A 26,057-nucleotide genomic window follows, 5' to 3' on the forward strand; every position below is an offset into this window, starting at 1 on the left:
CTACTCCTGTTCATGCCACGCTGCGGATGGCGCCGCCGTCGACGCGCAGAACCGCGCCGCTGATGTAGTCGGCGTGTGTGCTGGCGAGGAAGACCGCTGCAGCGGCGATCTCCTCGGGTCGGCCGAAGCGGCCGATGTCGTTGGGAAACCACTGCGAGGCCGCCGCGGCTTCGATGTCGTCCCACTCCGGGCCCCACCCGCGGTCGGCTGCGACCTGGACGGCCATCTCCCGAACGGATTCGGTGAGTATTGCGCCGGGTGCGATGGTGTTCGCGGTGACGCCGGTGCCTGCAAGCTCACGCGCCAGCGACACCGTCAGGTTGTGCCGGGCCGCGAGAGTGGCGTTGTAATGCGGCTGATCAGCGACGGGCTGAACGGCCAGTCCTCCGCCGATTTGGATGACGCGACCCCAGCCACGGCGCCGCATCCCGGCCACCAGGCGCTCGATCAGCCGCACTCCCGAGATGACGTTCACTTGATAAATCTGCGACCACATGTCGGCGGTGACCTTCGACCACGGCAGCCCGTCGAAAGTTCCGGCGTTGTTGACCAGGACGTCGACGTCCCCGGTGGCTTCGGCCACTGCGTCAGCGCCGGCGTCGGTGGCCAGGTCGCCGACGACGGCGACGGCGTCACCACCGGCCGCGCGAATACCTGCCGCGACGCCCGTCGTGCGCTCCGCGTCGCGACCATGCACCACCACCGACGCGCCCTCGGCGGCCAGCGCCTCGGCGATGGCACGGCCCAAGCCTGCGCTCGAACCGCTGATCAGCGCCCGCTTGCCCGCCAGGCCCATGTCCATGACTTCTCCTCATATCTACACCCGTAGACTCCGGGACTCTTGTATACAGACGTAGACTTACTCCGCTCTATTCCCTAGCGTTGAGTCATGACGGCGCCCAAGCACCGACCACGCAACGCGGCCGCCACCCGCGAGGCGATACTCGAATCCGCGATCCGCAGCTTCGCCCGTGCGGGCTACGACGGCGTCGGCGTGCGCGACATCGCCGGCGACGCGGGCGTCACGGCCATGATGGTGAACAGGTACTTCGGGTCGAAGGAGCAGCTCTTCGCCGAGGCCGTCGAGGTTTCCTTCGCCCCTGCTGCGGTGATCGGCACCGATGCCGCGACGCTGGCACACGAGGCCGCCGCGGCGCTGGTCGCACGAACCAATCCCGACGCCGCACCGCTGAACCCGTTCCTGATCATGCTGCGATCGGTGTCCAACCCGCGCGCCGTCGAAATCGTGCGCGACGCGATCGAACGCCACGTCGGTCGCCGCCTGGCCGGCCAACTGCCCGAGCCGGGTCGCGGCATCCGCACCGACGCCATGCTGGCGGTGATCGCGGGCGTCCTGCTGATGCGACGGGTGATCGAAACCCGCGCCCTTAGGGACGCCGACCCGGATCAACTGGTCGACCTGCTCGAAGCGGTCTTCACCGCGATCGTCGAGGCGCCTTTGGCATGATGGCGCGCATGCCCGAACTCAGTCGCCGCGCGGTGCTGCGCCTCGGTGTCGGCGCCGCGGCCGGTGCGGCAGGCGTGTACGCACTGGGCTCTGCCCTGCACGGTCCGGGTACGGCGGCACCGTCGGTCTCGATGACGAGCGCAGGAGCCAAACTGGCGCCGCCTCCGCCGCTGGAGCCGGCACCCGCGGCCGTGCAACCGACCTACGTCAACGGGTCGTTCGTCTCCGCCGCGCGCGGCGGCATCACGACCAACTGGGCGATCGCCCGCCCGCCGGGTCAGACCGCGCCGCTTCGTCCCGTGATCGCACTACACGGCAAGGGCCAGGATGCCGCGGGTGTGATGGCAGGTGGGGTGGAACAAGGGCTCGCGCAGGCGGTGGACGCAGGCATTCCGCCGTTCGCGGTGGTAGCCGTCGACGGCGGCGGAAGTTATTGGCACAAGCGGGCATCCGGCGAGGACTCCGGCGCAATGGTGCTCAACGAACTGATCCCGATGCTCGCGCAGCAAGGCCTCGACACGTCGCGGGTCGGATTCCTCGGCTGGTCGATGGGCGGCTACGGCGCACTGCTGCTGGGCGCGCGATTCGGACCGGCGCGCACCGCCGCGATCTGCGCGGTGAGCCCCGCGCTGTGGACGTCGTCCGGCGCCGCAGCGCCCGGCGCATTCGACGGCGCCGACGACTACGCGGCCAACAGCGTATGGGGGCTGCCGCAACTCGGCCAGATCCCCATCCGAATCGACTGCGGCAACAGCGATCCGTTCTACTCGGCGACCAAGCAGTTCATCGCCCAGTTGCCGAGCCCGCCGTCGGGCGGCTTCTCGCCGGGCGGCCACGACGGCGCATTCTGGAGTTCGCAGCTACCCGCGGAGATCGCCTGGATGGCTCCGCTTCTGGTTGCTTAAACTGTTACCCGGCCCTCGGCCGCCGCGAGCCCGATGTCGGATCGAAAATGGCTGCCGGGCAATCGAATCGACTTCGTCAGCTCATAGGCGGCTGCCCGCGCGGCGGTCAGGTCGGCGCCCGTGCCGACGACCGACAGCACCCGGCCACCCGACGACACGATCGCGCCGTCGTCGCGTCGCGCCGTGCCCGCGTGCAGCACGCCGTCGGCTTCCGAACCGGTGATGACGTCGCCGACGCGCGGTCGGCCCGGATAGTTCTCGGCGGCCACCACCACGGTCACGGCGTAGCCGTCGTGCCAGCGCAACGGCGGTTGTTCGGCGAGTCGCCCCGTCGCCGCCGCATACAGCAGTTGACCGAGCGGGGTCTTTAGCAGCGCCAGCACCGACTGCGTTTCGGGATCACCGAAGCGGCAATTGAATTCGACGACGGCGGGCCCCTTCGAAGTGATCGCCAGTCCGGCGTACAGCAGCCCCGAAAACGGGCTGCCACGCCGAACCAACTCCGCTGCAACGGGTTTCACCACTTCGTCGACGATCGCAGTGACCACGTCGGCAGGCAGCCAGGGCAGCGGCGCGTAGGCGCCCATGCCGCCGGTGTTGGGTCCGGTGTCGTTGTCGCCGACCCGCTTGTAGTCCTGCGCGGCCACCAGTGGCACCACGGTCTCACCGTCGACGACGCTGAACAGCGACACCTCCGGTCCGTCGAGGAACGATTCGAGCAGCACCGGGTGGCCGGCGTCGAGCAGGCTCGCCGCATGCGCGCGGGCAGCATCGCGGTCCGCGGTCACCACCACGCCCTTGCCCGCGGCCAATCCGTCGTCTTTGACCACCCACGCCTGATCGCCCGCGGACAGCCCGAACCGGTCCAGCGCCGCGTCGAGGTGCGCGGGATTGTCGACGATCTCGCTCGTCGCGGTCCGCACACCGGCCGCCGACATCACATCCTTGGCGAACGCCTTCGATCCCTCGATGCGGGCGGCGTCCTTCGTCGGCCCGAAGCACGCGATGCCCGCCGCGCGCACGGCGTCGGCGACACCGAGCACCAGCGGTACCTCGGGTCCGATCACGACGAGGTCGGCGCCGATGCGCTGGGCCAACTGCACGACGGCCTCACCCGAGCTGACGTCGACGTCGTACTGATCGGCGATCACCGACGTGCCCGCATTGCCGGGCGCGACGGCCAGCTCCTCGACCTCGGGGTCGCGGCGCAGGGCCAACAGCAACGCATGTTCACGGGCTCCGGATCCGATTACGAGGACGCGCACAGCCTCACCCTAATAGTCAGCTGTTGAGGGTTTCGACGATGTAGCGGATGGCTCGGTGAGCCTGGGCTTGCGCGAACGGAATTCAATCGTCGGTTCGCGCGGCGCCGCGCCGCTTGGTCGCCTTGGCGATGAGCTCCTTGACCTCTTCGAGGTGCACCATCATCGACTCTTGCGCTGCACCCGGATCGTGGTCGCGGACAGCTTCGTAGATGCGGCGATGCCCGCGCGTCGAGATGCGCCGGCCCGCCCTGGTGGCGTGTGAATACTGCCGCACGTCATGGGTCCAGTCGCCGGTCATCGCCTGCAACGACTCCAGCAGCGGGTTCTGCGCCGCGCGGGCCAGCAGCGTGTGGAACTCGACGTCCAACCGCAGCGACTCGGACTGCAGCAGATTCTCGTGTGACCGGTCCAACACGTCGCCGAGCTGTAGCAGATTCGACGCGGTCGCCCGGCTGGCGGCCAGCGCCGCGATCGACGGCTCGATGATCTCCCGCAGTTCCGCGGCGTAGGACGCCGACGCGTCCTCGGCGGTCAGGTTGCGAAGATTACCCGAATTGCGTTGTACATCAAGCACAGTCGTCCCGCGGCCCGGCCTGCGCTCGATGAGGCGTTTGGCCTCGAGCTCGTGCATCGCCTCTCGCAGCGTCGAGCGCGATACGTCGAACTTCTCCGCCAACTCCCGCTCGGACGGCAGCCGCGAACCGGGGGCCAACTCACTGGTGGCGATCAGCCGTTCGAAGTGCGCGGCCAGCACCACCGAGATGTTCTGATTGCGACGCGGTACCGGCAGCTGGGCCATCGGCACAGCATAGGGCAGGCACCTCGCGCGTCGCGTTGATCACGCTATGTAAACGGCAACGCCACAGGTGTAAAAGGTTGGTAAATCACACCATCTCGCCTCTCGTAAAGCGCGGCGGCGGCCTAACGTACGCGGAGTCACTTGGTCGGACCATCCGGCCAATTAGGAGGGATCGGGACCATGACACCTCGAGTCGTGCGGACATTGGCCGCCGCATTGTGCGCCGCCGCGGCCCTGGCCGGCTGCTCCACCGACAGCAACAAGGCGCAGCCGTCGGCAGCCAGCAGTGAGTACGCCGACGTCGCCAGCTCCCCCGCCTGCACCAAACTGCGCCAGGACCACCCAGCCCTCGCCGGTAAGACGATGCGCAACGCGATCAACCCGTACACCCCGGGCTATGAGACCGTCGACCCCACCGACCCGAGCAAGTACCAGGGCTTCGACATCGACCTGGGCAACGCAATCGGCGCGTGCCTCGGATTCTCGGTGAGCTACGTGCCGGTCGGCTTCTCCGAACTGGTCCCGACCGTCGCCAGCGGGCGCGCCGACTGGATCCTGTCGAACCTGTACGCAACCAAGGAGCGGGCCCAGGGCGGCGTCGATTTCGTAAGCTACTCAAAGGTTTTCGACGGCATCCTGGTCAAGAACGGCAACCCGAAGAAGATCACCGGCATCGACACTTCGCTGTGCGGCCTCACGGTGGCGCTGAACAAGGGCTACGTCGAGGTGCCGCTGGTCGAGGCCGTCGGGCCCAAATGCCAGTCGCAGGGTAAGCCCGCCCCCACCACCAGCCTGTTCGACAACAGCTCCGACTGCGTGCAGGCCATCCTGGCCGGCCGCGCCGACTCCTACATGAACGACATCAACACCGTGAAGCGCTACATCGCCGAACACCCCAACGATCTGGCTTCCGCCGACACGGTGATGCTCGACTACACGATCGGTATCGGCGTGCCCCGAGGCAATCACGACCTGCGCGACGCCGTCATCGGCGCGCTGAACGAGATTCAGTCGACCGGTCTGCAAGGCAAACTCGCGACCAAGTGGAAGCTCGATGAGAACGCGGTGGCCCAGCCCACCGTGCTCAGCGCCGACTGATGGACAAGTTCACCCACTACCTGACCACCGGCTGGCTGCTCGATGGCATCGTCTTCACGCTGCAGCTGACCCTGTACGGCTTCGCCGGGGGTCTGCTGCTGGGCCTAATGCTCGCCCTGGCCCAGTTGACCCGGTTCAAACCGCTGACCGTGCTGGCCCGCACCTACGTCGTCATCTACCGGGGCACACCGCTGATCCTGCAGATGGTTTTCGTGTTCACCGCGCTGCCCCACGCCGGCATCTCGTTCCCGCCGTTGATGGCGGCGTCGGTGGCGTTGGCCATGAACGAGGCGGCGTTCTTCGCCGAGATCTTCCGGTCCGGGGTGCGCGCCGTTGACCCCGGCCAGTTGGCCGCGGCCCGCGCGCTCGGGCTGGTGCCCAGAGTGGTGGCGCTGCGCATCGTCGTACCGCAGGTCGCCCGCGTGTCGGTGCCCGCGCTCGGGAACGAGGCCATCGCCACGATGAAGAACTCGGCGCTGGCCTCGATCATCGCGGTGCCCGAATTGACGCTGCGCACACAGCAACTGACATCGGCGACGTTCGACTACTTCTCCATCTACTTCGCCACCGGCGTGATGTACCTGGCGCTGACCGGCGCGCTGACCGTGGTGCAGCTGCTGCTGGAGGATGCGCTCAACCTCGACCGCGGCCGCAAGCGCTCGGCGCTGTCGCGCATGGTGCCGCTGCCGCGAAGCCAATCCGCGCCGAGCGCAGCACCCGATGACACACCACCGCCGCCACTGGATCTGGACGCCGCCGCACCCCGCACCATCGGCGCCAAATTGATCCAGCTGACCGGGGTCGCCAAGGCCTACGGCGAGCACACCATCTTCGACGGCGTCGACCTGAGCATCCGCTCCGGTGAGGTGGTGGCACTGCTGGGGCCCAGCGGCTCCGGCAAGAGCACGCTGTTGCGGATGATCAACGGGCTCGAGGAGATCGACGCGGGGACCATCACGGTGGCTGGCGCCCGGATCGGATACGACGAACGCGGCCGACGCCTTTCGGTGCGCCAGGCGGCCGAACAACGCCAGCAGCTCGGCATCGGGATCGTCTTCCAGCACTTCAACCTGTTCAGCCACCTCTCGGCGCGCATGAACGTCGCCGGACCGCTGCACTGGACCGGCACCGCCAAACTCGAGGCGGAGGCCACCGCCGATGCGCTACTGGCGAAAGTCGGTATGGCGCAACGCGCCGACGCGCTGCCGCGTCAACTCTCCGGCGGCCAGCAGCAACGGGTCGGCATTGCGCGGGCGCTGGCGCCACGCCCGCGGGTGCTGCTACTCGACGAGCCGACCAGCGCATTGGATCCCGAGCTGATCGCCGGTGTGCTCGACGTGATCCGGGGGCTGGCCCATCAGCAGGGCCTGACCATGTTGATCGCCACCCACCAACTCGGCTTCGCCAACGAGATCGCCGACCGCGTGGTGTTCATGGCCAACGGCAACATCGTCGAACAAGGACCGGCGGCCGAGGTCATCGGCGCGCCCACGCACGAAATCACCCGGCGCTTCATGACCGCGATGCGCGCGGCGGAAGTCTAGAGGAGGAGTCCACCAATGCCACCTGTCTCATCGATCAGCCCTGCCCGCACTGTTCTGCAGTCCGGGTCGGGACCCGTGACCGGCAGGCACTACCTGCCGTCGCGGCCCGCCGAGGTGCAGTGGGGCTGGCTGCCCAATGCGGCCACCGCGCCGGTCATCGAAGTCGACAGCGGAGACACCATCACCATCGACACCGTCAGCCACGAAGGGATTCTCGAGGACCAGGGCCGCGATCCGGTCCGCTTCCTCGCCGGATTCGGGGTCCGCGAGGACGAGGTGCTCGACGACATGATCGCCATCGCTGAGACCGGTCCCACCCACGACATCGACGACGGGCCGCACGTGGTGACCGGGCCGATCGCGGTGAATCAGGCCAGGGCCGGCGACGTCCTGCGCATCGACGTGGTGGAGCTGACGCAACGCGCCCCGTACGGCTTCATCAGCATGCGGCACGGTTTCGGCGCGCTGCCCGAAGAACTGCCAGCCGAGGGCATGATGTTCAGCCACTTCTGTGAGGTCGACCCGACCGGCAGCGTCGGCAGAATCGCTGTCGCCCAACGGTTTTTGCAGTTCCCGCTGGCCCCGTTCCTCGGTCTGATGGGGGTGGCGCGCAACACCGGTGATCGGGTGCCCTCCGTGCCGCCCGGTGACCACGGCGGCAACATGGACGTCAAGCACGCGGTGGCGGGCTCGACCGTGTTCCTGCCGGTGCAGGTGGACGGGGCGTCGTTCTACGTCGGCGACCCACATTTCGCGCAGGGCAACGGCGAGGTGGCGCTGACCGCGCTGGAGGCGCCGTTGCGCGCCACGCTGCGGCTGACCGTGCTGCGCGGCGACGAGCGCACCAACGCGATCGGCCCGTTGACGTCACCGATGGTCGAAACGTCCTCGCACTGGATCCCCACCGGCATGGACGTCGACCTCGACGAAGCGATGCGCACCGCCGTACGAAACGCGGTGGCGTTGCTACATCAACGCTTCGACATCCCCGAACCCGTTGTCCTAGCCTATCTTTCGGCCGCGGCCGACTTCGAGGTCAGCCAGGTGGTCGACACGGTCAAGGGTGTGCACTGCATGATCGCCAAACGCGACTTCGCGGCCTGGTTCTGAGCCGCTCAGATGCCGCGAAGCCGAACCGAAAGGCACGTCACACAGCCCTCGAGCTTCTCGAACTCGCCGATGTCGACGAGCACCGGTTCGTAACCGCGCGCGGTCAGCAGGTCAGCGGTTTCAGGGGCGGCCGACGACATCAGCAGCTTCCGGTCGCCGAGCAGCACCACGTGCGCGCCCGGCTCCTCGGGCACCGCGAGGAACGCCGGGAACACCGTCGGATCGTCGACCACCGGCTCGTAGCCGATGATCGCGCCGTCCGGCAGCGCGGTCACCGCCGATTTGAGGTGCAGCGCCTTCGTCAACGGCACCGTGATCACCGTCGCGCCGTACGCCGCGAGGTGTTCCGCCAGCTGCCGGATCCCCTCGGCGTTCGTGCGCCCGGACTGCCCGACGTACACCGTGCCGCCGTGCTTCAGGACGTCTCCGCCGTCAAGCACACCGGGCGCCTCGATGTGCACGACGCGGTAACCCAATTCAGCGACCACCTTCTCGGTGCCCGCGGCCTCGGAGCGTCGCTCGGCGGCGCCCGACCGCGCGATCACGGCGAGATCCCCGTAGACGACGACGGTGTCCTCGACGAACACGCTGTCGGGGGATTCCGGCGCCGGCTCGACTTCAGTCAACCGCCAGCCCGCGTCGACGAACGCCCGGACGTAGCCGTCCCACTGTTTCATCGCGACGTCCGGGTCGACAGGCGACCGCTCGAGGTGGGTCAGCAGTCCTTCTGCCAGGCGCGGACCGGGCCGTCGCACCAGGGCCTTCTTGGCATGCACGGTCCCGATCGTACGGTCGCGGCACGGCCATACACTTGACATAGCCGTGTATGGTCAGACTATGACGCAGACCACATGCCCTTTCGGCCACGGGTATGACTTCACCGACCCCGACGTCCTGCTCAAGGGCATCCCCGTCACCGAGTTCGCGCAACTTCGCAAGACCGCGCCGGTGTGGTGGAACGAGCAGAAGGAGTCGATCTTCGACGACGGCGGCTACTGGGTGATCAGCCGTCACGCCGACATCAAAGAGATCTCCCGCAACGGCAACCTGTGGTCCACCAACCGCAAGGGTGTCGTGATGCGAATGCCCGAAGGCTCCACGCCTGAGCAACTCGAGCTGACCAAGGCCCTGCTGATCAACCACGATGCGCCCGAGCACACCCGGCTACGCAAGATCGTCTCCCGGCTGTTCACCCCGCGAGCCGTCGCCACGCTGGAAGAGAAGCTAGCCGTGGCCGCCAGCGAAATCGTCGCCGCCGCAAAGGAAAAGGGATCAGGTAACTTCGTTGACGACATCGCGATGGGCCTGCCGCTACTGGCGATCGCCGATCTGTTGGGGGTACCCGAGGCGGACCGCGAGAAGTTGTTCCACTGGACCAACCTGATCATGAACACCGACGACCCGGACTTCGAGGCGGACGTCATCGCCGCCAACGCTGAGTTGATGGGTTACGCCTACAACATGGCCGAGGAGCGGCGTCGCTGCCCGGCGGACGACATCGTCACCCGACTGGTGCAGGCCGACATCGACGGCGAGGCCATCGAAGACGTCGAGTTCGCGTTCTTCGTCATCCTGCTCGCCGTCGCGGGCAACGAGACCACCCGCAACGCGATGACACACGGCATGAACGCATTCTTCGAGAATCCCGACCAGTGGGAGTTGTTCAAGCGTGAGCGGCCGGAGACCACCGCCGACGAGATCGTCCGCTGGGCTACGCCGGTGCACTGCTTCCAGCGGACGGCGTTGGCGGACACCGACATCGGCGGGGTCACCATTCGCGAGGGCCAGCGGGTCGGCCTGTTCTACAGCTCCGCCAACTACGACGACGAGGTGTTCGAGTCCCCCTTCCGATTTGATATCCGCCGGGACCCGAACCCGCATCTCGGCTTCGGCGGCAACGGCGCGCACTACTGCATCGGTGCCAACCTGGCCCGCATGGAGATCAAGCTGATTTTCAACGAGCTGGCCAGTCAGGTTCCGGATATCGCCAAACTGGCCGAACCTCAACGGCTTCGGTCCGGTTGGATCAACGGGGTCAAGGAGCTGCAAGTCTCCTACCGCGGATAGCATCGGCGCGTGCGCACCCACGGCTGGTCGGGCTCGGCCCCCGCGACGGACGAGGAGGCCATTGCCCGCATCCTCGACGCCGCCAGCAAGGCGATCGACGCCAAGGGCGCCGACTTCTCCATCACCGACGTCGCACGCGCGTTGGGCGTCACCCGCCAGACCGTCTATCGGTATTTCCCGAGCACCGACGCGCTGCTGGTAGCGGCCGCCGTGCGTGCCGCAAGCGCCTTCCTGGACCGGCTGGCCGCACATTTGCAGGGCGTCTCGGATCCGGCCGAGGCGGTCGCCGAGGGCGTCGCGACCGCGCTGGAGTGGTTACCGCGGGACAAACATCTGGGCCTGTTGATCGTTCCCGGGCGGCCCAGTCGGCACACCGAGGAAGTGACGTCCGACGTCGCGTTGGACTTCGCGCATTCGATGGTGCGCCGGTTCGACGTGGATTGGGCCGGCCTCGGGTTCACCGACGGCGAGCTCGACGAACTCGCCGAGCATCTGCTGCGCATCATCCAGTCGTTCGTGATCGACCCCGGCCGCCCGCCTCGCACAGGGGACGATCTGCGGGCTTATCTGAAGCGCTGGGTCGGCGAGGCTATACGACCCTCAGCGGCAACGACTTCCGTGGCTCGAACACGAACGTCGCCCCGCCACTGACCTTCGCCACGGATACTTCCGGCAATTCTTTTGCCGCGGTGTCGGTTTCGAACACGCGAGCAGTCCACTCGGCGTCGGTTCCTACAACCTCGACATCCAGGTGGGGATCGACCGCGGCGACCGCCGCCTGCAGCGGACGGGTCTCGGCGGGGCTGATCAGCGACACCCAGGCGCCGTCCTCGTGGGCCGCTGAGCGCCGGACATGCATCGTGTCCGCGCCGAACTCGGCGGACACGTAGGCGGACGGGTTGAACAGCGGATGCAACTCCAGCATCCGGACCGCGCCGTCGATGTCCTTTGACAGGCCGAGTGCGCGGTGGACGCGTTCGCCGGCGACGCCCGCCAATCCGATCAGTTGCTTGGTGCAGATCTCGTTCGCCAGTTCGGTGTTCGTTCCCGCGCGCTTGCCGACCGCGAGCACGAACGACAGGTTCAGCAGGTGCATCTGCAGCGCGACCTCATCAGCCATCCGCACCAGCGCGGAGTGGGAGAAGGCGGCGAAGTCGAAGTCGGAGACCAGGTCACCGGAGTAGTCGCTCTGCCCTTGCTCGTTGGTGTCGATCGGGGCGAGTTCGGTTGCGGCAGCCCGGGTTCTGCGGATGACGTCCAGCGCGGGGTGGTCGTCGACTTCCGGATATGACTCGTCGATGATCACCGTCCACGCGCAGTGCGGCTGGCGGTCGGCGGGCACTCGCGGCGGCCGGTGGATCGGCCTGATCTGCGCCCGCCGGTTGGTGGCCACCGCGGTGGCGTCGAACGTCGGGTCTTCGATGTCGTGGCACATGCCGCGGACGTACTCCTCGCCCATCGGCTCGACGTCCAGCAGTGCCCCGCAATGGTCGAGATGGAACTCGCCGTGCCACCGGTCGTGCACGGTGTAGCGGAAATCCATGAACTGCGGCGGTGCGCCGATGTCGAGCTGTAGGCCTTTGAAGATCGTGATGACGTCGTCACCCTCGTAGCGCAGCGCCCGCTGCATCCGCCTGGTGTAGATCGGGCTGGCGCCCATCCACTCCTCGATCGCGATCTGCAGCATCTCCTCGCGCCCGAAATTGCTGATGCACCAGGCCATTCCGGAGCGGTCGATCATCTGCCCGATCAGCAGCAGCTCGGGCACCAGCGTCGCAAGCTGCTCACGCGACAGGCCGGCGTACCTACTTGTCATGAAGGTCCTTATGCGCGTACATCTGCACGGCTTCGTTCACGTTGTCCTTCGCGTCCTTGGCCGCGCCGGCCTCCTCGGCCTTCTTCCGCTTCTGCACCACGCGATGGATCGCTCCGTCCAGTTTCGAGCCGAGCGGGAATCCGACATAGTGCGTGAGGAAGATCGATATCTCCTTGAGCTCGTCGACGGTCAGCTCTTCATTGGAGAGGATCGCGTTGAGCTGGACCTCCAACAGGGCTTCCTGGTTCTGCGCGGTCAGGACTGCGAGCAACATCAACCGGCGGTCGCGCATTGACAGACCCTCGCGCGTCCAGATGGTGCCGAACAGGTGGTCGACTGTAAGCGCGAAGAACCGGCCCGGCATATCGGGCATGTCCCAGGCGTAGACCTCTTTCATCTTCTCGAGGCCCTTGCGGCGCAGTTCATCCATGGCGACTACTCCTCTGTGTGCGGCACGCCGAGCCCGGCGGCCAGGTCTCGCAGGGCAATTTCGGCCAGCGGCAAGTCGACGCCTGTCGCTTCGCCGAGACCGAGCGCAAGGCGCAGGTCCTTTTCCGCCAGTCCGCGCGTGTGGACGAACATGTCGTGCAGAAAGTGGTCGGGCGTCAATGGCTTCGTGTCGTCGCGATACATGATCGCGCCGGGACCGCCGCTCTGCGCATCGCTGTGCCGCACCACCCGACCGAGCTTCTGCAGGTCGATGCCTGCCGCCTCGGCGAGTCTCTGCGCCTCGCAGGCCGCCGCGAAGCCGGTGAATGTCAACATGTTGCGGGCCAGCTTCATTCGGGTGCCTGCGCCTGGCTCGCCTGCGCGGACCACCAGCGACGCCCACTTCTTGAACACCGGCTTGACTTTGGCGTACGCCTCGTCGTCGGCGCCGACCATCACCGCGAGTTCACCCTTGTCCGCTGCGCCCGCACCACCGCTCACGGGTGCATCGACGATGTGAACTCGCTTCGAGCGCAACTCATCAGCGAGTGCGCCTGTCGTGTCGGGTTCGATCGTCGAGTGGATGGCGATGACGGTGCCCGGCTCGGTGTGTTCGGCCAGTCGCCTCACCACGTCACGCACCTGCTCGTCGTTGAGCACCGTGACGCTGATGACGTCGGCTTTGGCGACGTCGGCGACGCTGTCCGCGAGCGTGGCGCCGAGTTCTGCCAGCGGGGTCATCGCTTCGGTGCGGACGTCGAAAACGATCAGGCCGCCTGGCCAGTCGACCAGTCGCTTGGCCATCGGCGCGCCCTGGTTACCGAGGCCGATGTACCCGAGTTTGAGGTCGTTCATGAGCGGATGATCTGGCCGCCGTCGACGTTGAAGATCTGGCCGGTGATCCACTTGGCCTGATCCGAGAGCAGGAACAGGCACATTCCGACCAGATCTTCCGGTTGGCCCATGCGCGACAACGGGATTCCCTTCACGATGTCGGCCACCATCTCCTGCGGCGTTGTGGTGCGGTTGGCCTCGGTGTCGATGGGGCCGGGCGCGATCGCGTTGACGCGGATGTTCTGGCCGCCCAGTTCGGTGGCCAGTTGTTGTGTCAAGCCGTTGATGCCGACCTTCGCCAAACCGTAGAAGTTCGAATACAACCACGCCGCGGTGGACGACTGGTTGACGATCGCCCCGCCACCACGCTTGGCCATCTTGCGGTACACCGCGCGGGTGCACACCAGCGCGCCGTCCATGTTCACGCTCATGAACTTCTTGTAGTAGTCCCAGTCGACGGTGATCAGGAAGTCCAGCTTCATGCCGCCGAAGATCGCCGCGTTGTTGACCAGGTAGTCGATCCCGCCGAACTCTGACAGGGTCTGCGCGGCCATCTCTTTCGCGGAGTCGGGGTCGGACACGTCGACGTGCACCGCGAGCGCGTTGCCGCCCTCGCCCTTGATGCCGTCGGCGACCTTCTGTGCGCCCTCGGTGTTGATGTCGGCCACCACCACCGCGGCGCCCTCGCGGGCCAGCGCCTCGGCGTAGGCCTGTCCGATGCCGCCGCCGGCGCCGGTGACGATCGCGACCTTCTCCTCGAACTGCATGTTTCCCTTCCTGCCGAGTGTGGGCTTTATGCACACTTTTTCGGATTTCACGTGCGGGTAACCCACGTTCGGCGCGCTGCTAAATCGCCGTGGCAATCGCTTTGATTTCGAGGTATTCCTCGAATCCTGCGAGGCCCATCTCCCGGCCGATGCCGGACTGCTTGTAGCCGCCGAACGGCATGTCGGCGGAGTACCAGACACCGCCGTTGATGTTGACGGTGCCGACGCGCAACCGCGCCGCCACAGCGTTGGCGCGCTCGACGTCCGCCGAGAACACCGTCCCCGACAGGCCGTACGGGGAGTCGTTGGCGATGCGCACCGCATCGTCGTCGCCGTCGTGTGCGATCACCGTCAACACCGGGCCGAAGATCTCCTCACGCGCGACCTTCGCGTTGTTGTCAAGGCCCGCAATGACAGTCGGCTCGATGAAGAAGCCGGTGTCACGGCCGGCGGGACGACCGCCGCCGCAGGCGAACGTGCCGCCCTCGTCGGTGGCCGAATCCAGGTAGCCCTGGACGCGATCGCGCTGCCGCGCCGAGATCAAGGGGCCGCAAATGGTTCCCGGGTCCGCGGGATCGCCCGGCTTCAGGGCGCCCATCGTCGCGGCGGCCGCGTCGACAGCCTCGTCGTACCGCGCCCGCGGCACCACCAGACGCGTGGTGATCGCGCAACCCTGTCCCGCATGCATCGACGCGGTGAACGCCGACATCGAACAGGCGCCCGCCAGATCCGCGTCGTCGAGCACCAGGAACGCCGACTTGCCGCCCAGTTCCAGGAAGACCTTCTTCAACGTCGCCGCGCCGTCGGCCATCACCGCGCGCCCAGTAGCGGTCGACCCGGTGAACGAAACCATGTCCACCCGTGGGTCTTTCGACAGCAGCGCGCCGACACTGTGGTCGCTGGAGGTGACGATGTTCAGCACGCCTGGCGGCAGATCGGTGTGCTCGGCGACCAGCTCGCCGAGGATCGCCGCGCACCACGGCGTATCCGGCGCGGGCTTGAGGACGACGGTGTTGCCCGCCGCCAACGCCGGGCCGAGCTTGGCGAGGTTGATCTGATGCGGGAAGTTCCACGGCGTGATCGCACCCACCACACCGACTGCCTCGCGGGCGACGGTGCGGTGCGTCTTGATGCCCATCGGCTCGGCGGTGCCGAAGTCCGTGCCCCACGCATACGACTCCGCGGTGTCCGCGGCGAAGCTCAGGTCGGCGACGGGGCCCTCCAGTTGCGCGGCGGCGGTCAGCATCCGCGGCGCGCCGACTTCGGCGATGGTCAACTCCCGTAATTCCTCGACGTGTGCCCTCAGCGCGTCCTGCAACTGTCGCACGCACTGCACCCGGAATTCGACGTTGGTCGACCAGTCGGTGTCGTCGAACGCGCGCCGGGCCGCCTCGATGGCCATGCCCATGTCGTCCACGGTCGCGTCGGCCGCGACACCGAGCACCTCTTCGGTCGCCGGATTGATCGTCTGGAACGAGCCGCCGCTGCCGGCCACCAGTTTGCCTTCGATGAACAGTTGACTCTGGCGATCGGTGAGCAGGCCCATACCAATTCTCCGCTTCGTTGCTGGACAACTGTCCGACTTAGAATACTCGAACGATAGCCGCCGATGACGCGGGGTGGCAAGCAGGACCGCTTTCACCTGCATGCTTGCCTACCGCCCTTAGTGTCCGATAACTTGGACATGTGTCCAGCGATGCCGTGGCGGCGGTCACCGAACAGCCCCGTAACCGGCGCCAGGAGGAAACGTTCCGCAAGGTGCTCGCCGCGGGTGTCGAGATGCTGCGGGAGTCGTCGTACGCCGACCTGACCGTGCGGGCGGTGGCCGCCCGCGCCAAGGTCGCCCCGGCCACCGCCTACACCTACTTCTCGTCGAAGAACCATCTGATCGCCGAGGTCTACCTCGACCTGGTCCGTCAGGTCCCGTACTTCACCGACGTCAACGACAGCCGGGCCAGCCGGGTCGAGCAGGCGCTGCGCGCGCTGACGCTGATGATCGCCGACGAACCGGAGGTGGCGGCCGCGTGCACGACGGCCCTGCTCTCCAACAACGACCAGGCAGTGCGCGCGGTCCGCGACCGCATCGGCGCCGAGATCCACCGCCGGATCAAGTCGGCGGTCGGACCGGATGCCGACCCGCGCATGGTCTCGGCGTTGGAGATGACGTACTTCGGGGCGCTGGTGCACGCGGGCAGCGGCGTCGTCACCTACCACCAGATCGCCGACCGGCTGTCCTACGTCGTCGGCCTCATCCTGGGAGAAAACTCATGACCGTCCAGGCTGCCGACCTGGTTTTCGACCCGTACGACTACGACTTCCACGAAGACCCGTACCCGTACTACCGGCGGTTGCGTGACGAGGCGCCGCTGTATCGCAACGACAAACTCGGCTTCTGGGCGCTGTCTCGGCACGCCGATGTGCTGCAGGGTTTCCGCAACAGCACGACGCTGTCGAACAAGTACGGCGTGTCGCTGGATCCGGCGTCCCGAGGGCCGCACGCGAGCAAGACGATGTCGTTCCTTGCGATGGACGACCCAGCCCACCTGCGGTTGCGCACCCTGGTGTCGAAGGGTTTCACCCCGCGACGCATCCGCGAGCTGGAGCCCAGGGTCACCGAGATCGCGGTGGCACATCTCGAAACCGCCTTGCAGTCAGACACCTTCGACTACGTCGACGAGTTCGCAGGCAAGCTCCCGATGGACGTCATCTCCGAACTCATGGGCGTGCCCCAACCCGACCGCGCCCAGGTCAGGGCGTGGGCCGACGGCGTCATGCACCGCGACGAGGGGGTCACCGATGTGCCGCCCGCGGCGGTCGAGGCGTCCATCAACCTGATCGTGTACTACCAGCAGATGGTGGCCGAGCGGCGCAAGAAGCCGACCGACGACCTCACCACGGCGCTGCTGGAAGCCGAGATCGACGGCGACCGGCTCACGGACGACGAGATTCTCGGATTCATGTTCCTGATGGTGATCGCGGGCAACGAGACCACCACCAAATTGCTTGCCAATGCCGCATTTTGGGGTCACAAGAACCCCGATCAGCTGGCGCCCATCTACGACGATCTGGAGCGGGTTCCGCTGTGGGTGGAGGAGACGCTGCGCTACGACACCTCCAGCCAGATCCTGGCGCGGACCGTGTCGGGCGAACTGACGCTGTACGACACGACCGTCCCCGACGGCGACGTGCTGTTGCTGCTACCCGGTTCCGCGCACCGCGACGAGCGGGTGTTCGACAGACCCGACGAATACCTGATCGGCCGCGAAATCGGGTCGAAACTCATGAGTTTCGGCAGCGGCGCGCACTTCTGCCTCGGCGCGCACCTGGCCCGCATGGAGGCCAGGGTGGCGCTCGCCGAACTGTTCAAGCGAATCCGCGGATACGAGGTCGACGAGGCCAACGCCGTCCGCGTCCACTCCAGCAATGTCCGCGGATTCGCTCACCTTCCCATCACCGTGGAGGTCCGCTAGATGCCCCGGTTCGACCCACTTCCCGAGCGCAGGCCTGCGATCGTCGCAGGCGCGTCGTCGGGAATCGGTGAAGCCACCGCGATCCAGCTCGCCGCGCACGGCTTTCCCGTCGCGCTCGGCGCCCGCCGCGTCGAGAAACTCGACGAGATCGTCGAACGGATCCGCGCCGACGGAGGCGAGGCCGTCGGATTCCACCTCGACGTCACCGATCCCGGCTCGGTGAAAGCGTTTGTCGCGCAATCGGTCGAAGCGCTCGGCGAGATCGAGGTGCTGGTGGCAGGCGCGGGCGACACGTACTTCGGCAAGCTGGCCGATATCAGCACCGACGAGTTCGAGTCGCAGTTGCAGATCCACCTGGTCGGCGCCAACCGGTTGGCCACCGCCGTGCTGCCGGGGATGATCGAACGCAGGCGCGGCGACCTGATCTTTGTCGGCTCCGACGTCGCGCTGCGTCAGCGCCCGCACATGGGCGCCTACGGCGCGGCGAAGGCCGCATTGGTGGCGATGGTGACCAACTTCCAGATGGAACTGGAAGGCACCGGTGTGCGCGCGTCGATCGTGCACCCAGGACCGACGAAGACCAACATGGGCTGGAGCCTGCCCGCCGAGTTGATCGGGCCGGCGCTCGAAGACTGGGCCAAGTGGGGACAGGCCCGCCACGACTACTTCCTGCGAGCCGCCGACCTCGCGCGCGCCATCACGTTCGTCGCCGAGACCCCGCGTGGTGGGTTCATCGCGAACATGGAACTCCAGCCCGAAGCGCCGCTGGCCGACGACAAGGACCGCCAGAAGCTCGCCCTTGGCGAAGAAGGGATGCCGAACCAATGACTACCACAGCCATGGTGCCCCGTGTCTCCGGCGGAGAGGAAGAACACGGCCATCTCGAGGAATTCCGCACCGATCCAATCGGTTTGATGAAGCGGGTGCGCGACGAGTGCGGGGATGTCGGCTGGTTCCAGTTGGTCGACAAGCACGTCATCCTGCTGTCCGGCGCCGAGGCCAACGAGTTCTTCTTCCGGTCGGCCGACGAGGATCTCGACCAGGCCGAGGCCTACCCGTTCATGACGCCGATCTTCGGCAAGGGCGTGGTCTTCGACGCCAGCCCAGAACGGCGCAAGGAGATGCTGCACAACTCGGCGCTGCGCGGCGAGCAGATGAAGGGCCACGCGGCCACCATCGAGGGCGAAGTCAAGAAGATGATCGCCGACTGGGGCGACGAAGGCGAGATCGAACTCCTCGACTTCTTCGCCGAGTTGACCATCTACACCAGCACGGCCTGCCTGATCGGGTTGAAGTTCCGCGAACAACTGGACCACCGGTTCGCCGAGTACTACCACGACCTGGAGCGCGGCACCGATCCGCTCTGCTACGTCGACCCGTATCTGCCGATCGAGAGCTTCAAACGCCGCGACGAGGCCCGCGTGAAACTCGTTGCACTGGTTCAAGAGATCATGGATCAGCGGCTGGCCAATCCGCCGCAGGACAAGGCCGACCGCGACATGCTCGACGTGCTGGTGTCGATCAAAGACGAGGACGGCAACCCCCGGTTCTCCGCCGACGAGGTGACCGGCATGTTCATCTCGCTGATGTTCGCGGGGCACCACACCAGCTCCGGCACGTCGGCATGGACGCTGATCGAGTTGATCCGCCACCCGGAGGTGTACGCCGAGGTCCGCGCGGAACTCGACGAGCTGTACGCCGACGGCCAGGAAGTGAGTTTCCACGCGCTGCGCCAGATTCCGAAGCTCGACAACGTCGTCAAGGAGACGCTTCGGCTGCACCCTCCGCTGATCATCCTGATGCGGGTGGCGCAGGGCGAGTTCGAGGTGGCCGGCTTCCCGATCCACAAGGGCGATTTCGTCGCGGCCTCCCCCGCCGTCTCCAACCGGATCCCCGAGGACTTCCCCGACCCGGATGCGTTCAAGCCGGACCGCTACAACAAACCTGAGCAGGCCGACGTCGTGAACCGGTGGACCTGGATCCCGTTCGGCGCCGGGCGGCACCGCTGCGTCGGCGCGGCGTTCGCGCAGATGCAGATCAAGGCAATCTTCTCGGTTTTGTTGCGCGAGTACGAGTTCGAGATGGCGCAGCCGGCAGACTCCTACCGCAACGACCACTCCAAGATGGTGGTGCAACTGGAGCGGCCGGCCAAGGCGCGATACTTCAGGCGCACCAAGTAGGGAGGAGGCACCATGGGCTTTCGGATCGAGGTCGACATGGACCTCTGCCAGGGCCACGCCATGTGCGAGTTGGAGGCACCCAACTACTTCAAGGTGCCCAAGCGCGGTCAGGTCGAGATCCTCAACACCGAACCGCCCGAAGAAGATCGGCCGCAGATCGAGCAAGCCGTCTGGGCCTGTCCCACCCAAGCCTTGTCCGTGAGAGAGGAAGACTGATGCCGTCACTGCCGCGCGAAGCACTCGACAAGTGGGTCGAGCAATGGCTCCAGGCCAACCGAGACTGCGAGAAGGCCGGCGACTGGACGCCACTGGCCGACTTCTACACCGAGGACGCGACCTACGGCTGGAACATCGGGCCGAAGGAAGACGTGATGTGCGTGGGCGTCAACGAAATCCGGGACGTGGCACTGGGTTTGGAGATGCAGGGCCTGGAGAACTGGACCTACGAGTACCAGAGGGTGCTGGTCGACGACAAGCTCGGCGAGATCGTCGGCTTCTGGAAGCAGATCGTCAACAAGGCCGACGGCACCACCGACGAGATCTACGGAATCGGCGGCAGTTGGTTCCGCCTGAACGCCAACTTGAAAATCGAATGGCAGCGCGACTTCTTCGACTTCGGGCACGTCTCCAAGATGTTCATGAAGCTGATCGAATCCGGTGACCTCAGCGAGGGCATGCAGAAGCGGATCGAGCGCAGCCTGGCCGGTGAGAAGCTGCCGGGCTACTACCCACTCGGAGCGGCACCCGTCCCGATCTGGTAGACAGCAAGCACACGGGTGACCTAGATAACTTAGTCTGACACGGGGCACTCGAGAGGAGCAGGTTCTATGAAGACAAAAGGCGCTCTCATCTGGGAGTTCAACCAGCCGTGGTCGATCGAGGAGATCGAGATCGGCGACCCCGTCAAAGACGAGGTGAAGATTCAGATGGAAGCGTCGGGGATGTGCCACTCCGACCACCACCTGGTCACCGGCGGCATCCCGATGGGCGGTTTCCCGGTGCTCGGCGGCCACGAGGGCGCGGGCATCGTCACCGAAGTCGGCCCCGGTGTCGAGGAAGTCGCGCCAGGCGATCACGTCGTGCTGTCGTTCATCCCGTCCTGCGGGCACTGTCCGTCGTGTCAGGCCGGGCTGCGCAACCTGTGCGACCTCGGCGCGGGTCTGCTCAACGGCGCCGCGGTCTCCGACGGCACATTCCGGATCCAGGCCAAAGGCCAGAACGTGTTCCCGATGACGCTGCTGGGCACCTTCTCGCCGTACATGGTCGTGCACAAGAGTTCCGTGGTGAAGATCGACCCGTCGATTCCGTTCGAGGTCGCTTGCCTGGTGGGCTGCGGCGTCACCACCGGCTACGGCTCGGCGGTGCGCACCGCCGACATCCGGCCCGGCCAGGACGTCGCGATCGTCGGCGTCGGCGGTGTCGGCATGTCTGCCCTGCAGGGCGCGGTCAATGCCGGCGCGCGGCACATCTTCGTCATCGAACCGGTCGAATGGAAACGCGACGCAGCACTCAAGTTCGGCGCCACCCACGTCTACCCCGACATCAACACCGCGCTGATGGGCATCGCCGAGGTCACCTACGGGTTCATGGCCCACAAGGTCGTCCTCACCGTCGGCGAACTCAAGGGTGAAGACATCGACAACTATCTGATGATCACCGCGAAGGGCGGCACCTGTGTGGCGACCGCGATCGGCAGCCTGCTGGACACCCAGGTCACGCTGAACCTGGCGATGCTCACCCTGATGCAGAAGAACCTGCAGGGCACCATTTTCGGCGGCGGCAACCCGCACTACGACATCCCGCAACTGCTGTCGATGTACAAGGCGGGCAAGCTCAACATCGACGACATGATCACCCGGCAGTACAAGCTGGAGCAGATCAACGAGGGCTACTCCGACATGTTGGAGGGCAAGAACATTCGCGGCGTGATCCGCTACACCGACGACGACCGGTAGAGCAAACGAAACAAGGGATTTCGGTCTCTGAGGTGGTCAACTTGCGGCGACCGGGCTGGGGCTGATCCGCAACGCCACCGAGGACGGTGTCGCATGCGGCATTTAGATAGGAGTGAAGTGTCCCAAGAAACCGTTCAGCAGTCACCGGCGTTCACCGCATCGCAGAACTCGTGGCAGTGCGTGCACGCCAAAGACAAGGCGGGCTGGCTGGCTCTCATGGCCGATGACGTCGTCATCGAAGACCCGATCGGCCCGGCCCATACCAACCCCGACGGGACTGGCGTACGGGGCAAGCAAGGGGTCTCATCATTCTGGGACAACAGCATCGGCGTTACCACCATCAAGATCACCTGCGAGGAGACCTTCCCGTCGAGCTCGCCAGACGAGATCGCGCACATCCTGCACTTGCGCTTCACATTCGATAACGGCTCGGCAAGCGCGGTGCGCGGCATATTCACGTATAAGGTCAACGACGTCGGCCTGCTGACCAACCTGCGCGGCTACTGGAACATGTCGATGATGAAGCCCGCACAGGGGGCTGAGGGCGATTAGCGAGGCGCTGTCCGGCCGCGACGCCCTCCAAGCCATCGGACGCGCTGCGAGATTGCGTCTGCCGGTCGCTAGTTCGCTTCGTTCCAGACCGCCTGCAGCCGCATGAGCTGTCGATCGCGCCAGCGCACCCGATCGTCCCAATCCGCCAGATCGAGCAGCTTGCGGCGTTGTGCGGCGGCTGCCGCAACGAGGTCAGGCGTCCACGAGTCGTGTTGGCCGCGCTCAGCACCCATGCGTTCGTAGGCCGGGCCCATCTTCGCCGCGTGGGACTCGAGGCCACCCCGCGTGTTGAGGTCGGCGGTTTCGAACGGCCCGATGATGCTCCATCGACGGCCGAGCCCACTGCGGACCACCTCATCGATGTCATCCACCGACGCGACCCCGTCCCGCACAAGGCAATACGCCTCACGCAACAGCGCGCCCTGCAGCCTGTTGAAGACGAAGCCCTCGACCTCGCGCCGCACCTTGACGGGTCGCAATCCCGCAGCGCGGTAGGTCGCCAATGCCCGCTCGACGATGCCAGGCTCGCTGAGCGTCGACGGCACCACCTCGATCACCGGCAGCAGGTAGGGCGGATTGCCAGGGTGCCCAACGAGGACGCGCTCCGCGATGTCCGGATCGAGACCAGCGATGAGTGCACTCGGCACGATCGCGGAAGTCGAACTGACAAGTGGGACCTCGCGGTCGGTGTGTGCGCCCGCTTGCCGGAACAGGTTCCGCTTGAGCTCCGCGCGCTCGGGGGCGCACTCCTGCACGAGCGTCGCCCCGGCCAGCGCGTCCGGCATTTCGGTCGTGAAGCCCACCCGCTCCGCGACCTCGCGACAACCGTCGGCGAGCTGGCCGGCGTCATCGAGTTGCCGTAATCGCTCCGTAAGGTCGGCCTTGGCGCGCGGCAGCGCATCCGGGATTGGATCGTAAACGCTGACTGCAAACCGCCGTCGCGCAAACAGAATGGCGAATGCGACACCGATCGATCCCGCGCCGAGGATCGCAATCGATGACTCGGTTTCCGTCACAGTTCCCACCAGGTGCGGTCGCCCGCGTACCCCCGCTCCAGGATCGCCACGATCGCCGGGACCGTAAGCTCCCGCGGGTTGTTGGCGGTCAGCCGGGTGGCCAGCATTGCCTGGTCGGCGACGAACCCGAAGTCAGACTCAGAGAGCCCGAGGGTGCGCAGGTCCAACGGCGCTCCGAGGGTGTCGAGGATCGCCTCGATCCGCTCGATGGCGCAGTGCGCCTGCGCCAGATCGGGATCCGTCGCGTTCGCCACTCCGAGGACGCGACCGATCTCGGCGAACTCGTGGACCCGGGCAGGAAGGTTGTAGCGCATCACATACGGCAGTAGGGCACTGATGCCGAAGCCGTGCGCGGTATGGGTGAGGTTGCCGATCGGCGATTGAATCGCATGCGCCCCCGCGGTGCCCGCGGTGTTGATCGCCATTCCGGCGCAGTACGCACCGAACAGGGTGTCGGAACGCGCCTTGAGATCGCCCGGGTCGACGACGACGGCGGGCAGCGACGTATTCAGCAGGCCCAGCCCGGTGCGCGCGTAGACGTCGGCGAGCAGGTTCTTGCCCGCGTACAGCTTGGTCGCGAGGTCATCCGGTCCGGGGTTCTTCGCCCTGCCGGTGAACGATTCGATCAGATGGGACAGGGCGTCTGCCCCAGCCGCGGCGGTCAGCCCGGGTGGACAGGAGAGCGTCAATTCGGGATCGATGACGGCGGCGAACGCTTCCAGATGCGGGCTGGCCACGCCGACCTTCATCGCCTTCTCCTCGTCGAAAACGACTGAGATGCATGTGACCTCGGCCCCTGTACCGCCGGTCGTGGGCACCGTGATGACGGGACATCCCGATCCGGGTACCAGGAACTCGCCGTAATAGTCACGCACATCGCCCTTGTTGGCCAGCACCACCGAGGCGACCTTGGCCAGATCCATACAAGAGCCCCCGCCGATGCCGACGATCGCGTCGACGGTGGCGCCGCCGAACCCGGCGGCGATGTCGACGACGTTTCGGCGCGGCAGGTCCGGTTCGGTTTCGGCATACGTCAGCACCGAAACTCCCCTTGCCGCAATGCCATCGACGATCCCGGCGAATTCGGCGCTGCGCGACATCCGGTCGTCGGTCACCATCAGCACCTGGCCGGCGATCCCCTCCACCAGGTGCGGAATCTGACGGCGCTGACCAGGCCCGAACAACACCGTGGTGGGTTGCCGTAGCAGCCCCAGCCCAAGGTCGTTGCTGGTTCGATAGGGCTGCGGCGCGGACACAGTGTCGATAGTGGTCATGCGAGTCCCTCTTCCTCGTTGACGGTGACGGCGAGGTACTTCGGTTCGAGATAGTCGTAAATGGCGTCGTGGCCGCCCTCACGACCGAGGCCGGACGCCTTGATTCCGCCGAATGCCGCCGCCGGGTCAGCCATGATGCCCCGGTTGATGCCGACCATCCCGAAATCCAGGTGCTCGCCGACGGCGAGGGCACGCGACAGGTCACGCGTGAAGACGTAGGCGGCCAACCCGTAGGTGGTGTCGTTTGCCAAAGCGATCGCCTCATCCGTCGAGTCGACCCGGTAGATGGTGGCGACCGGCGCGAACAATTCGCGGTTGCACAACTCGGTGGGACGGCCATTCACACGAAAGACGGTGGGCTGGAAAAAGTATCCCTCGCCCGGTAACGCAGACCCGCCCGTCAAGAGCTGCGCATCAAGGCCTTTCAGCGTCTCAACCAGTTCCGCGACACCGTCGCGTTGGCGGGCGGAGATGATCGGTCCGATGTCCACCCCGTCATCGAATCCGTCTCCGACACGCAGAGCCTCGGTCAGCTCGACGAACCGCCTGGTGAACTCGTCGGCGACCGCGCTGTGGACGATGATGCGGTTGGCGGCCACGCACGCCTGTCCCGCATTGCGGAACTTGCACACGATCGCCTGCTGCGCGGCCAGCTCGACGTCTGCGTCATCGAGGACGATGAACGGCCCGTCACCACCCAATTCCATTGACGCGTTGACGATTCCGGGCGCAGCCTGGGCGAGCAGCGTCGACCCGACCCCGGTGGAACCGGTGAAGCTGATCTTGCGCAGCCGCGGATCGGCCATCACCGCCGCGGACACCGCGGCCGAAGTCGTGCTGTGGACCAGATTGACAACACCATCCGGGAAACCGGCTTCCCGGAGAGTCTCGACAAACAGCGCACAGGTCAGCGGCGTCTCCTTCGCGGATTTCACGATGACCGGGCAGCCCGCGGCCAGCGCGGCACCAGCCTTGCGGGCGATCATCAGCATCGGGAAGTTCCACGGCGTGATGAGCAGGGCGGGCCCGACCGGCTGGTGGGTGGTGACCACCCGGTAGCCACCGTTGGAGGCCGGTGCATAGGTGCCGTGCAGGTGGGCAATCTGCTCGGTGTACCAGAGAAAGAAGTCGGCCGACAGCGCGAACTCCGCGCGCGATTCAGCGAGGGGTTTGCCGCTCTCCATGGTCATCACGTCGGCGAACGCCTCGGCCCGGTCCACCAACATGCCGTGGGCGCGGGAGAACAGCGTGGCACGGGCCCGAGGGGTAGCCCGGCGCCATGCTGCCTGCGCGGCGACCGCGGCGTCGAGCGCTTCGATCGCGTCGTCGGGCCCGCCGTCGGACACGGTCGCGATCTCCTGCCCGGTTGCCGGGTTGAGTACCGGAAACGTCTTGTCCGTTGCTCGCCAGCGTCCCCCGACGAACAGGCCAGTCGGCACGGAGTGGTTGCGAATAAACCCGGTGTCGGGGTGGCCGATCAGAGTCGTCGTCATGAAGTCCTCGCGGAT

At 66.4% G+C, this 26,057-nt stretch carries 27 protein-coding genes; 15 read left to right on the forward strand and 12 right to left on the reverse strand.

The window, feature by feature from the left end; all coding sequences use genetic code 11:
- Positions 1-10 precede the first annotated feature (10 nt).
- The gene (locus A5724_RS01575; protein ID WP_067795116.1) at positions 11-802 is read right to left on the reverse strand and encodes an SDR family NAD(P)-dependent oxidoreductase; all 792 of its coding nucleotides are present in this window, start codon (positions 800-802) and stop codon (positions 11-13) included.
- An 87-nt stretch (positions 803-889) separates the two neighbouring features.
- On the opposite strand from A5724_RS01575, the gene A5724_RS01580 reads away from it, so the two are divergent.
- Complete coding sequence (locus A5724_RS01580) at positions 890-1,468, forward strand: TetR family transcriptional regulator (protein WP_067795119.1); 579 nt, start codon at positions 890-892, stop codon at positions 1,466-1,468.
- On the forward strand, positions 1,465-2,373 hold the full coding sequence (locus tag A5724_RS01585) for an alpha/beta hydrolase family protein (protein WP_197518511.1): 909 nt from the start codon (positions 1,465-1,467) through the stop codon (positions 2,371-2,373). Before A5724_RS01580 ends, A5724_RS01585 begins: the two co-directional genes overlap by 4 nt.
- On the opposite strand, the gene purD is transcribed toward A5724_RS01585, so the two are convergent.
- Positions 2,370-3,638 carry a phosphoribosylamine--glycine ligase gene (gene purD / locus A5724_RS01590; protein ID WP_067795125.1) on the reverse strand — a complete coding sequence of 423 codons (1,269 nt, stop codon included), beginning with the start codon at positions 3,636-3,638 and terminating at the stop codon, positions 2,370-2,372. The genes A5724_RS01585 and purD overlap by 4 nt on opposite strands.
- An 82-nt stretch (positions 3,639-3,720) precedes the next feature.
- Positions 3,721-4,437 carry a FadR/GntR family transcriptional regulator gene (locus A5724_RS01595; RefSeq protein WP_067795128.1) on the reverse strand — a complete coding sequence of 239 codons (717 nt, stop codon included), beginning with the start codon at positions 4,435-4,437 and terminating at the stop codon, positions 3,721-3,723.
- A 180-nt stretch (positions 4,438-4,617) separates the two neighbouring features.
- Here A5724_RS01595 and A5724_RS01600 point away from each other — a divergent pair, with 180 nt between their 5' ends.
- Genes A5724_RS01600 through A5724_RS01610 form a run of 3 tightly spaced genes read left to right on the forward strand, consistent with a single transcriptional unit; the run spans position 4,618 to position 8,189 of the window.
- Positions 4,618-5,535 carry an ABC transporter substrate-binding protein gene (locus tag A5724_RS01600; RefSeq protein ID WP_067795131.1) on the forward strand — a complete coding sequence of 306 codons (918 nt, stop codon included), beginning with the start codon at positions 4,618-4,620 and terminating at the stop codon, positions 5,533-5,535.
- Complete coding sequence (locus A5724_RS01605; protein ID WP_067795132.1) at positions 5,535-7,079, forward strand: amino acid ABC transporter permease/ATP-binding protein; 1,545 nt, start codon at positions 5,535-5,537, stop codon at positions 7,077-7,079. The genes A5724_RS01600 and A5724_RS01605 overlap by 1 nt, the downstream gene beginning before the upstream one ends.
- A 15-nt stretch (positions 7,080-7,094) precedes the next feature.
- A complete protein-coding gene (locus tag A5724_RS01610) occupies positions 7,095-8,189 on the forward strand; it encodes an acetamidase/formamidase family protein (protein WP_067795135.1) in 1,095 nt (364 codons plus the stop codon).
- Positions 8,190-8,194: 5 nt separating this feature from the next.
- On the opposite strand, the gene ddaH is transcribed toward A5724_RS01610, so the two are convergent.
- Positions 8,195-8,965: a dimethylargininase gene (ddaH, locus tag A5724_RS01615; RefSeq protein WP_067795138.1), complete on the reverse strand. Its 771-nt coding sequence runs from the start codon at positions 8,963-8,965 to the stop codon at positions 8,195-8,197.
- Positions 8,966-9,026: 61 nt separating this feature from the next.
- Between ddaH and A5724_RS01620 the strand changes: the two genes are divergently transcribed.
- A complete protein-coding gene (locus tag A5724_RS01620; protein WP_067795141.1) occupies positions 9,027-10,256 on the forward strand; it encodes a cytochrome P450 in 1,230 nt (409 codons plus the stop codon).
- Positions 10,257-10,265: 9 nt separating this feature from the next.
- On the forward strand, positions 10,266-10,907 hold the full coding sequence (locus A5724_RS01625; protein ID WP_067795143.1) for a TetR/AcrR family transcriptional regulator: 642 nt from the start codon (positions 10,266-10,268) through the stop codon (positions 10,905-10,907).
- On the opposite strand, the gene A5724_RS01630 is transcribed toward A5724_RS01625, so the two are convergent.
- The 5 genes from A5724_RS01630 to A5724_RS01650 all read right to left on the reverse strand — a co-directional run bounded on the left by A5724_RS01630 (position 10,846) and on the right by A5724_RS01650 (position 15,648).
- Positions 10,846-12,072 (reverse strand): hypothetical protein, encoded by a 1,227-nt coding sequence (locus A5724_RS01630; RefSeq protein ID WP_067795146.1) that lies wholly within the window; start codon positions 12,070-12,072, stop codon positions 10,846-10,848. The genes A5724_RS01625 and A5724_RS01630 overlap by 62 nt on opposite strands.
- Entirely contained in the window at positions 12,062-12,502 is a 441-nt protein-coding gene (locus A5724_RS01635; protein ID WP_067795149.1) for a carboxymuconolactone decarboxylase family protein, read from the reverse strand. The genes A5724_RS01630 and A5724_RS01635 overlap by 11 nt, the downstream gene beginning before the upstream one ends.
- Positions 12,503-12,507: 5 nt before the next feature.
- On the reverse strand, positions 12,508-13,356 hold the full coding sequence (locus A5724_RS01640) for an NAD(P)-dependent oxidoreductase (RefSeq protein WP_067795153.1): 849 nt from the start codon (positions 13,354-13,356) through the stop codon (positions 12,508-12,510).
- Positions 13,353-14,102, reverse strand: a complete 750-nt coding sequence (locus tag A5724_RS01645; RefSeq protein ID WP_067795156.1) for an SDR family oxidoreductase — start codon at positions 14,100-14,102, stop codon at positions 13,353-13,355. The genes A5724_RS01640 and A5724_RS01645 overlap by 4 nt, the downstream gene beginning before the upstream one ends.
- Positions 14,103-14,181: 79 nt before the next feature.
- Positions 14,182-15,648, reverse strand: a complete 1,467-nt coding sequence (locus tag A5724_RS01650) for an aldehyde dehydrogenase (RefSeq protein ID WP_067795159.1) — start codon at positions 15,646-15,648, stop codon at positions 14,182-14,184.
- Positions 15,649-15,788: 140 nt separating this feature from the next.
- Between A5724_RS01650 and A5724_RS01655 the strand changes: the two genes are divergently transcribed.
- The 8 genes from A5724_RS01655 (at position 15,789) to A5724_RS01690 (ending at position 22,259) form a co-directional block, all read left to right on the forward strand.
- Entirely contained in the window at positions 15,789-16,373 is a 585-nt protein-coding gene (locus A5724_RS01655) for a TetR/AcrR family transcriptional regulator (RefSeq protein WP_067795162.1), read from the forward strand.
- On the forward strand, positions 16,370-17,572 hold the full coding sequence (locus A5724_RS01660; RefSeq protein ID WP_067795165.1) for a cytochrome P450: 1,203 nt from the start codon (positions 16,370-16,372) through the stop codon (positions 17,570-17,572). The genes A5724_RS01655 and A5724_RS01660 overlap by 4 nt, the downstream gene beginning before the upstream one ends.
- The gene (locus A5724_RS01665) at positions 17,573-18,400 is read left to right on the forward strand and encodes an SDR family oxidoreductase (RefSeq protein WP_067795167.1); all 828 of its coding nucleotides are present in this window, start codon (positions 17,573-17,575) and stop codon (positions 18,398-18,400) included.
- Positions 18,397-19,752, forward strand: a complete 1,356-nt coding sequence (locus A5724_RS01670; protein WP_067795170.1) for a cytochrome P450 — start codon at positions 18,397-18,399, stop codon at positions 19,750-19,752. The genes A5724_RS01665 and A5724_RS01670 overlap by 4 nt, the downstream gene beginning before the upstream one ends.
- Positions 19,753-19,764: 12 nt before the next feature.
- The gene (locus A5724_RS01675) at positions 19,765-19,968 is read left to right on the forward strand and encodes a ferredoxin (protein WP_067795173.1); all 204 of its coding nucleotides are present in this window, start codon (positions 19,765-19,767) and stop codon (positions 19,966-19,968) included.
- Positions 19,968-20,513, forward strand: a complete 546-nt coding sequence (locus tag A5724_RS01680) for a hypothetical protein (protein WP_067795176.1) — start codon at positions 19,968-19,970, stop codon at positions 20,511-20,513. Before A5724_RS01675 ends, A5724_RS01680 begins: the two co-directional genes overlap by 1 nt.
- Before the next feature lie 66 nt (positions 20,514-20,579).
- Positions 20,580-21,707, forward strand: coding sequence for an NDMA-dependent alcohol dehydrogenase (locus A5724_RS01685; protein ID WP_067795178.1), 1,128 nt, complete (start codon positions 20,580-20,582; stop codon positions 21,705-21,707).
- A 93-nt stretch (positions 21,708-21,800) separates the two neighbouring features.
- On the forward strand, positions 21,801-22,259 hold the full coding sequence (locus A5724_RS01690; protein WP_067795183.1) for a nuclear transport factor 2 family protein: 459 nt from the start codon (positions 21,801-21,803) through the stop codon (positions 22,257-22,259).
- A 68-nt stretch (positions 22,260-22,327) separates the two neighbouring features.
- Here A5724_RS01690 and A5724_RS01695 read toward each other — a convergent pair whose 3' ends face one another.
- Genes A5724_RS01695 through A5724_RS01705 form a run of 3 tightly spaced genes read right to left on the reverse strand, consistent with a single transcriptional unit; the run spans position 22,328 to position 26,042 of the window.
- The gene (locus A5724_RS01695; protein WP_067795185.1) at positions 22,328-23,275 is read right to left on the reverse strand and encodes a 3-hydroxyacyl-CoA dehydrogenase; all 948 of its coding nucleotides are present in this window, start codon (positions 23,273-23,275) and stop codon (positions 22,328-22,330) included.
- Positions 23,272-24,549 (reverse strand): iron-containing alcohol dehydrogenase, encoded by a 1,278-nt coding sequence (locus A5724_RS01700; RefSeq protein WP_067795188.1) that lies wholly within the window; start codon positions 24,547-24,549, stop codon positions 23,272-23,274. The genes A5724_RS01695 and A5724_RS01700 overlap by 4 nt, the downstream gene beginning before the upstream one ends.
- A complete protein-coding gene (locus A5724_RS01705; RefSeq protein WP_067795191.1) occupies positions 24,546-26,042 on the reverse strand; it encodes an NAD-dependent succinate-semialdehyde dehydrogenase in 1,497 nt (498 codons plus the stop codon). Before A5724_RS01705 ends, A5724_RS01700 begins: the two co-directional genes overlap by 4 nt.
- Between the last annotated feature and the right edge of the window lie 15 nt (positions 26,043-26,057).

It is taken from the genome of Mycobacterium sp. ACS1612 (genome assembly GCF_001667505.1).
Taxonomy (GTDB): Bacteria; Actinomycetota; Actinomycetes; order Mycobacteriales; family Mycobacteriaceae; genus Mycobacterium.

What these genes read in the sequence shown, in the direction of transcription:
- A5724_RS01640 (WP_067795153.1), bottom strand. Translation starts at nt 13,356, where the DNA reads ATGAACGACCTCAAACTCGGGTACATCGGCCTCGGTAACCAGGGCGCG.
- A5724_RS01580 (WP_067795119.1), top strand. Translation starts at nt 890, where the DNA reads ATGACGGCGCCCAAGCACCGACCACGCAACGCGGCCGCCACCCGCGAG.
- A5724_RS01670 (WP_067795170.1), top strand. Translation starts at nt 18,397, where the DNA reads ATGACTACCACAGCCATGGTGCCCCGTGTCTCCGGCGGAGAGGAAGAA.
- A5724_RS01690 (WP_067795183.1), top strand. Translation starts at nt 21,801, where the DNA reads ATGCGGCATTTAGATAGGAGTGAAGTGTCCCAAGAAACCGTTCAGCAG.
- A5724_RS01585 (WP_197518511.1), top strand. Translation starts at nt 1,465, where the DNA reads ATGATGGCGCGCATGCCCGAACTCAGTCGCCGCGCGGTGCTGCGCCTC.
- A5724_RS01660 (WP_067795165.1), top strand. Translation starts at nt 16,370, where the DNA reads ATGACCGTCCAGGCTGCCGACCTGGTTTTCGACCCGTACGACTACGAC.
- A5724_RS01630 (WP_067795146.1), bottom strand. Translation starts at nt 12,072, where the DNA reads ATGACAAGTAGGTACGCCGGCCTGTCGCGTGAGCAGCTTGCGACGCTG.
- A5724_RS01635 (WP_067795149.1), bottom strand. Translation starts at nt 12,502, where the DNA reads ATGGATGAACTGCGCCGCAAGGGCCTCGAGAAGATGAAAGAGGTCTAC.
- A5724_RS01575 (WP_067795116.1), bottom strand. Translation starts at nt 802, where the DNA reads ATGGACATGGGCCTGGCGGGCAAGCGGGCGCTGATCAGCGGTTCGAGC.
- A5724_RS01675 (WP_067795173.1), top strand. Translation starts at nt 19,765, where the DNA reads ATGGGCTTTCGGATCGAGGTCGACATGGACCTCTGCCAGGGCCACGCC.
- A5724_RS01645 (WP_067795156.1), bottom strand. Translation starts at nt 14,102, where the DNA reads ATGCAGTTCGAGGAGAAGGTCGCGATCGTCACCGGCGCCGGCGGCGGC.
- A5724_RS01605 (WP_067795132.1), top strand. Translation starts at nt 5,535, where the DNA reads ATGGACAAGTTCACCCACTACCTGACCACCGGCTGGCTGCTCGATGGC.
- A5724_RS01685 (WP_067795178.1), top strand. Translation starts at nt 20,580, where the DNA reads ATGAAGACAAAAGGCGCTCTCATCTGGGAGTTCAACCAGCCGTGGTCG.
- A5724_RS01610 (WP_067795135.1), top strand. Translation starts at nt 7,095, where the DNA reads ATGCCACCTGTCTCATCGATCAGCCCTGCCCGCACTGTTCTGCAGTCC.
- A5724_RS01620 (WP_067795141.1), top strand. Translation starts at nt 9,027, where the DNA reads ATGACGCAGACCACATGCCCTTTCGGCCACGGGTATGACTTCACCGAC.
- A5724_RS01680 (WP_067795176.1), top strand. Translation starts at nt 19,968, where the DNA reads ATGCCGTCACTGCCGCGCGAAGCACTCGACAAGTGGGTCGAGCAATGG.
- A5724_RS01700 (WP_067795188.1), bottom strand. Translation starts at nt 24,549, where the DNA reads ATGACCACTATCGACACTGTGTCCGCGCCGCAGCCCTATCGAACCAGC.
- A5724_RS01705 (WP_067795191.1), bottom strand. Translation starts at nt 26,042, where the DNA reads ATGACGACGACTCTGATCGGCCACCCCGACACCGGGTTTATTCGCAAC.
- A5724_RS01600 (WP_067795131.1), top strand. Translation starts at nt 4,618, where the DNA reads ATGACACCTCGAGTCGTGCGGACATTGGCCGCCGCATTGTGCGCCGCC.
- A5724_RS01650 (WP_067795159.1), bottom strand. Translation starts at nt 15,648, where the DNA reads ATGGGCCTGCTCACCGATCGCCAGAGTCAACTGTTCATCGAAGGCAAA.
- A5724_RS01595 (WP_067795128.1), bottom strand. Translation starts at nt 4,437, where the DNA reads ATGGCCCAGCTGCCGGTACCGCGTCGCAATCAGAACATCTCGGTGGTG.
- A5724_RS01665 (WP_067795167.1), top strand. Translation starts at nt 17,573, where the DNA reads ATGCCCCGGTTCGACCCACTTCCCGAGCGCAGGCCTGCGATCGTCGCA.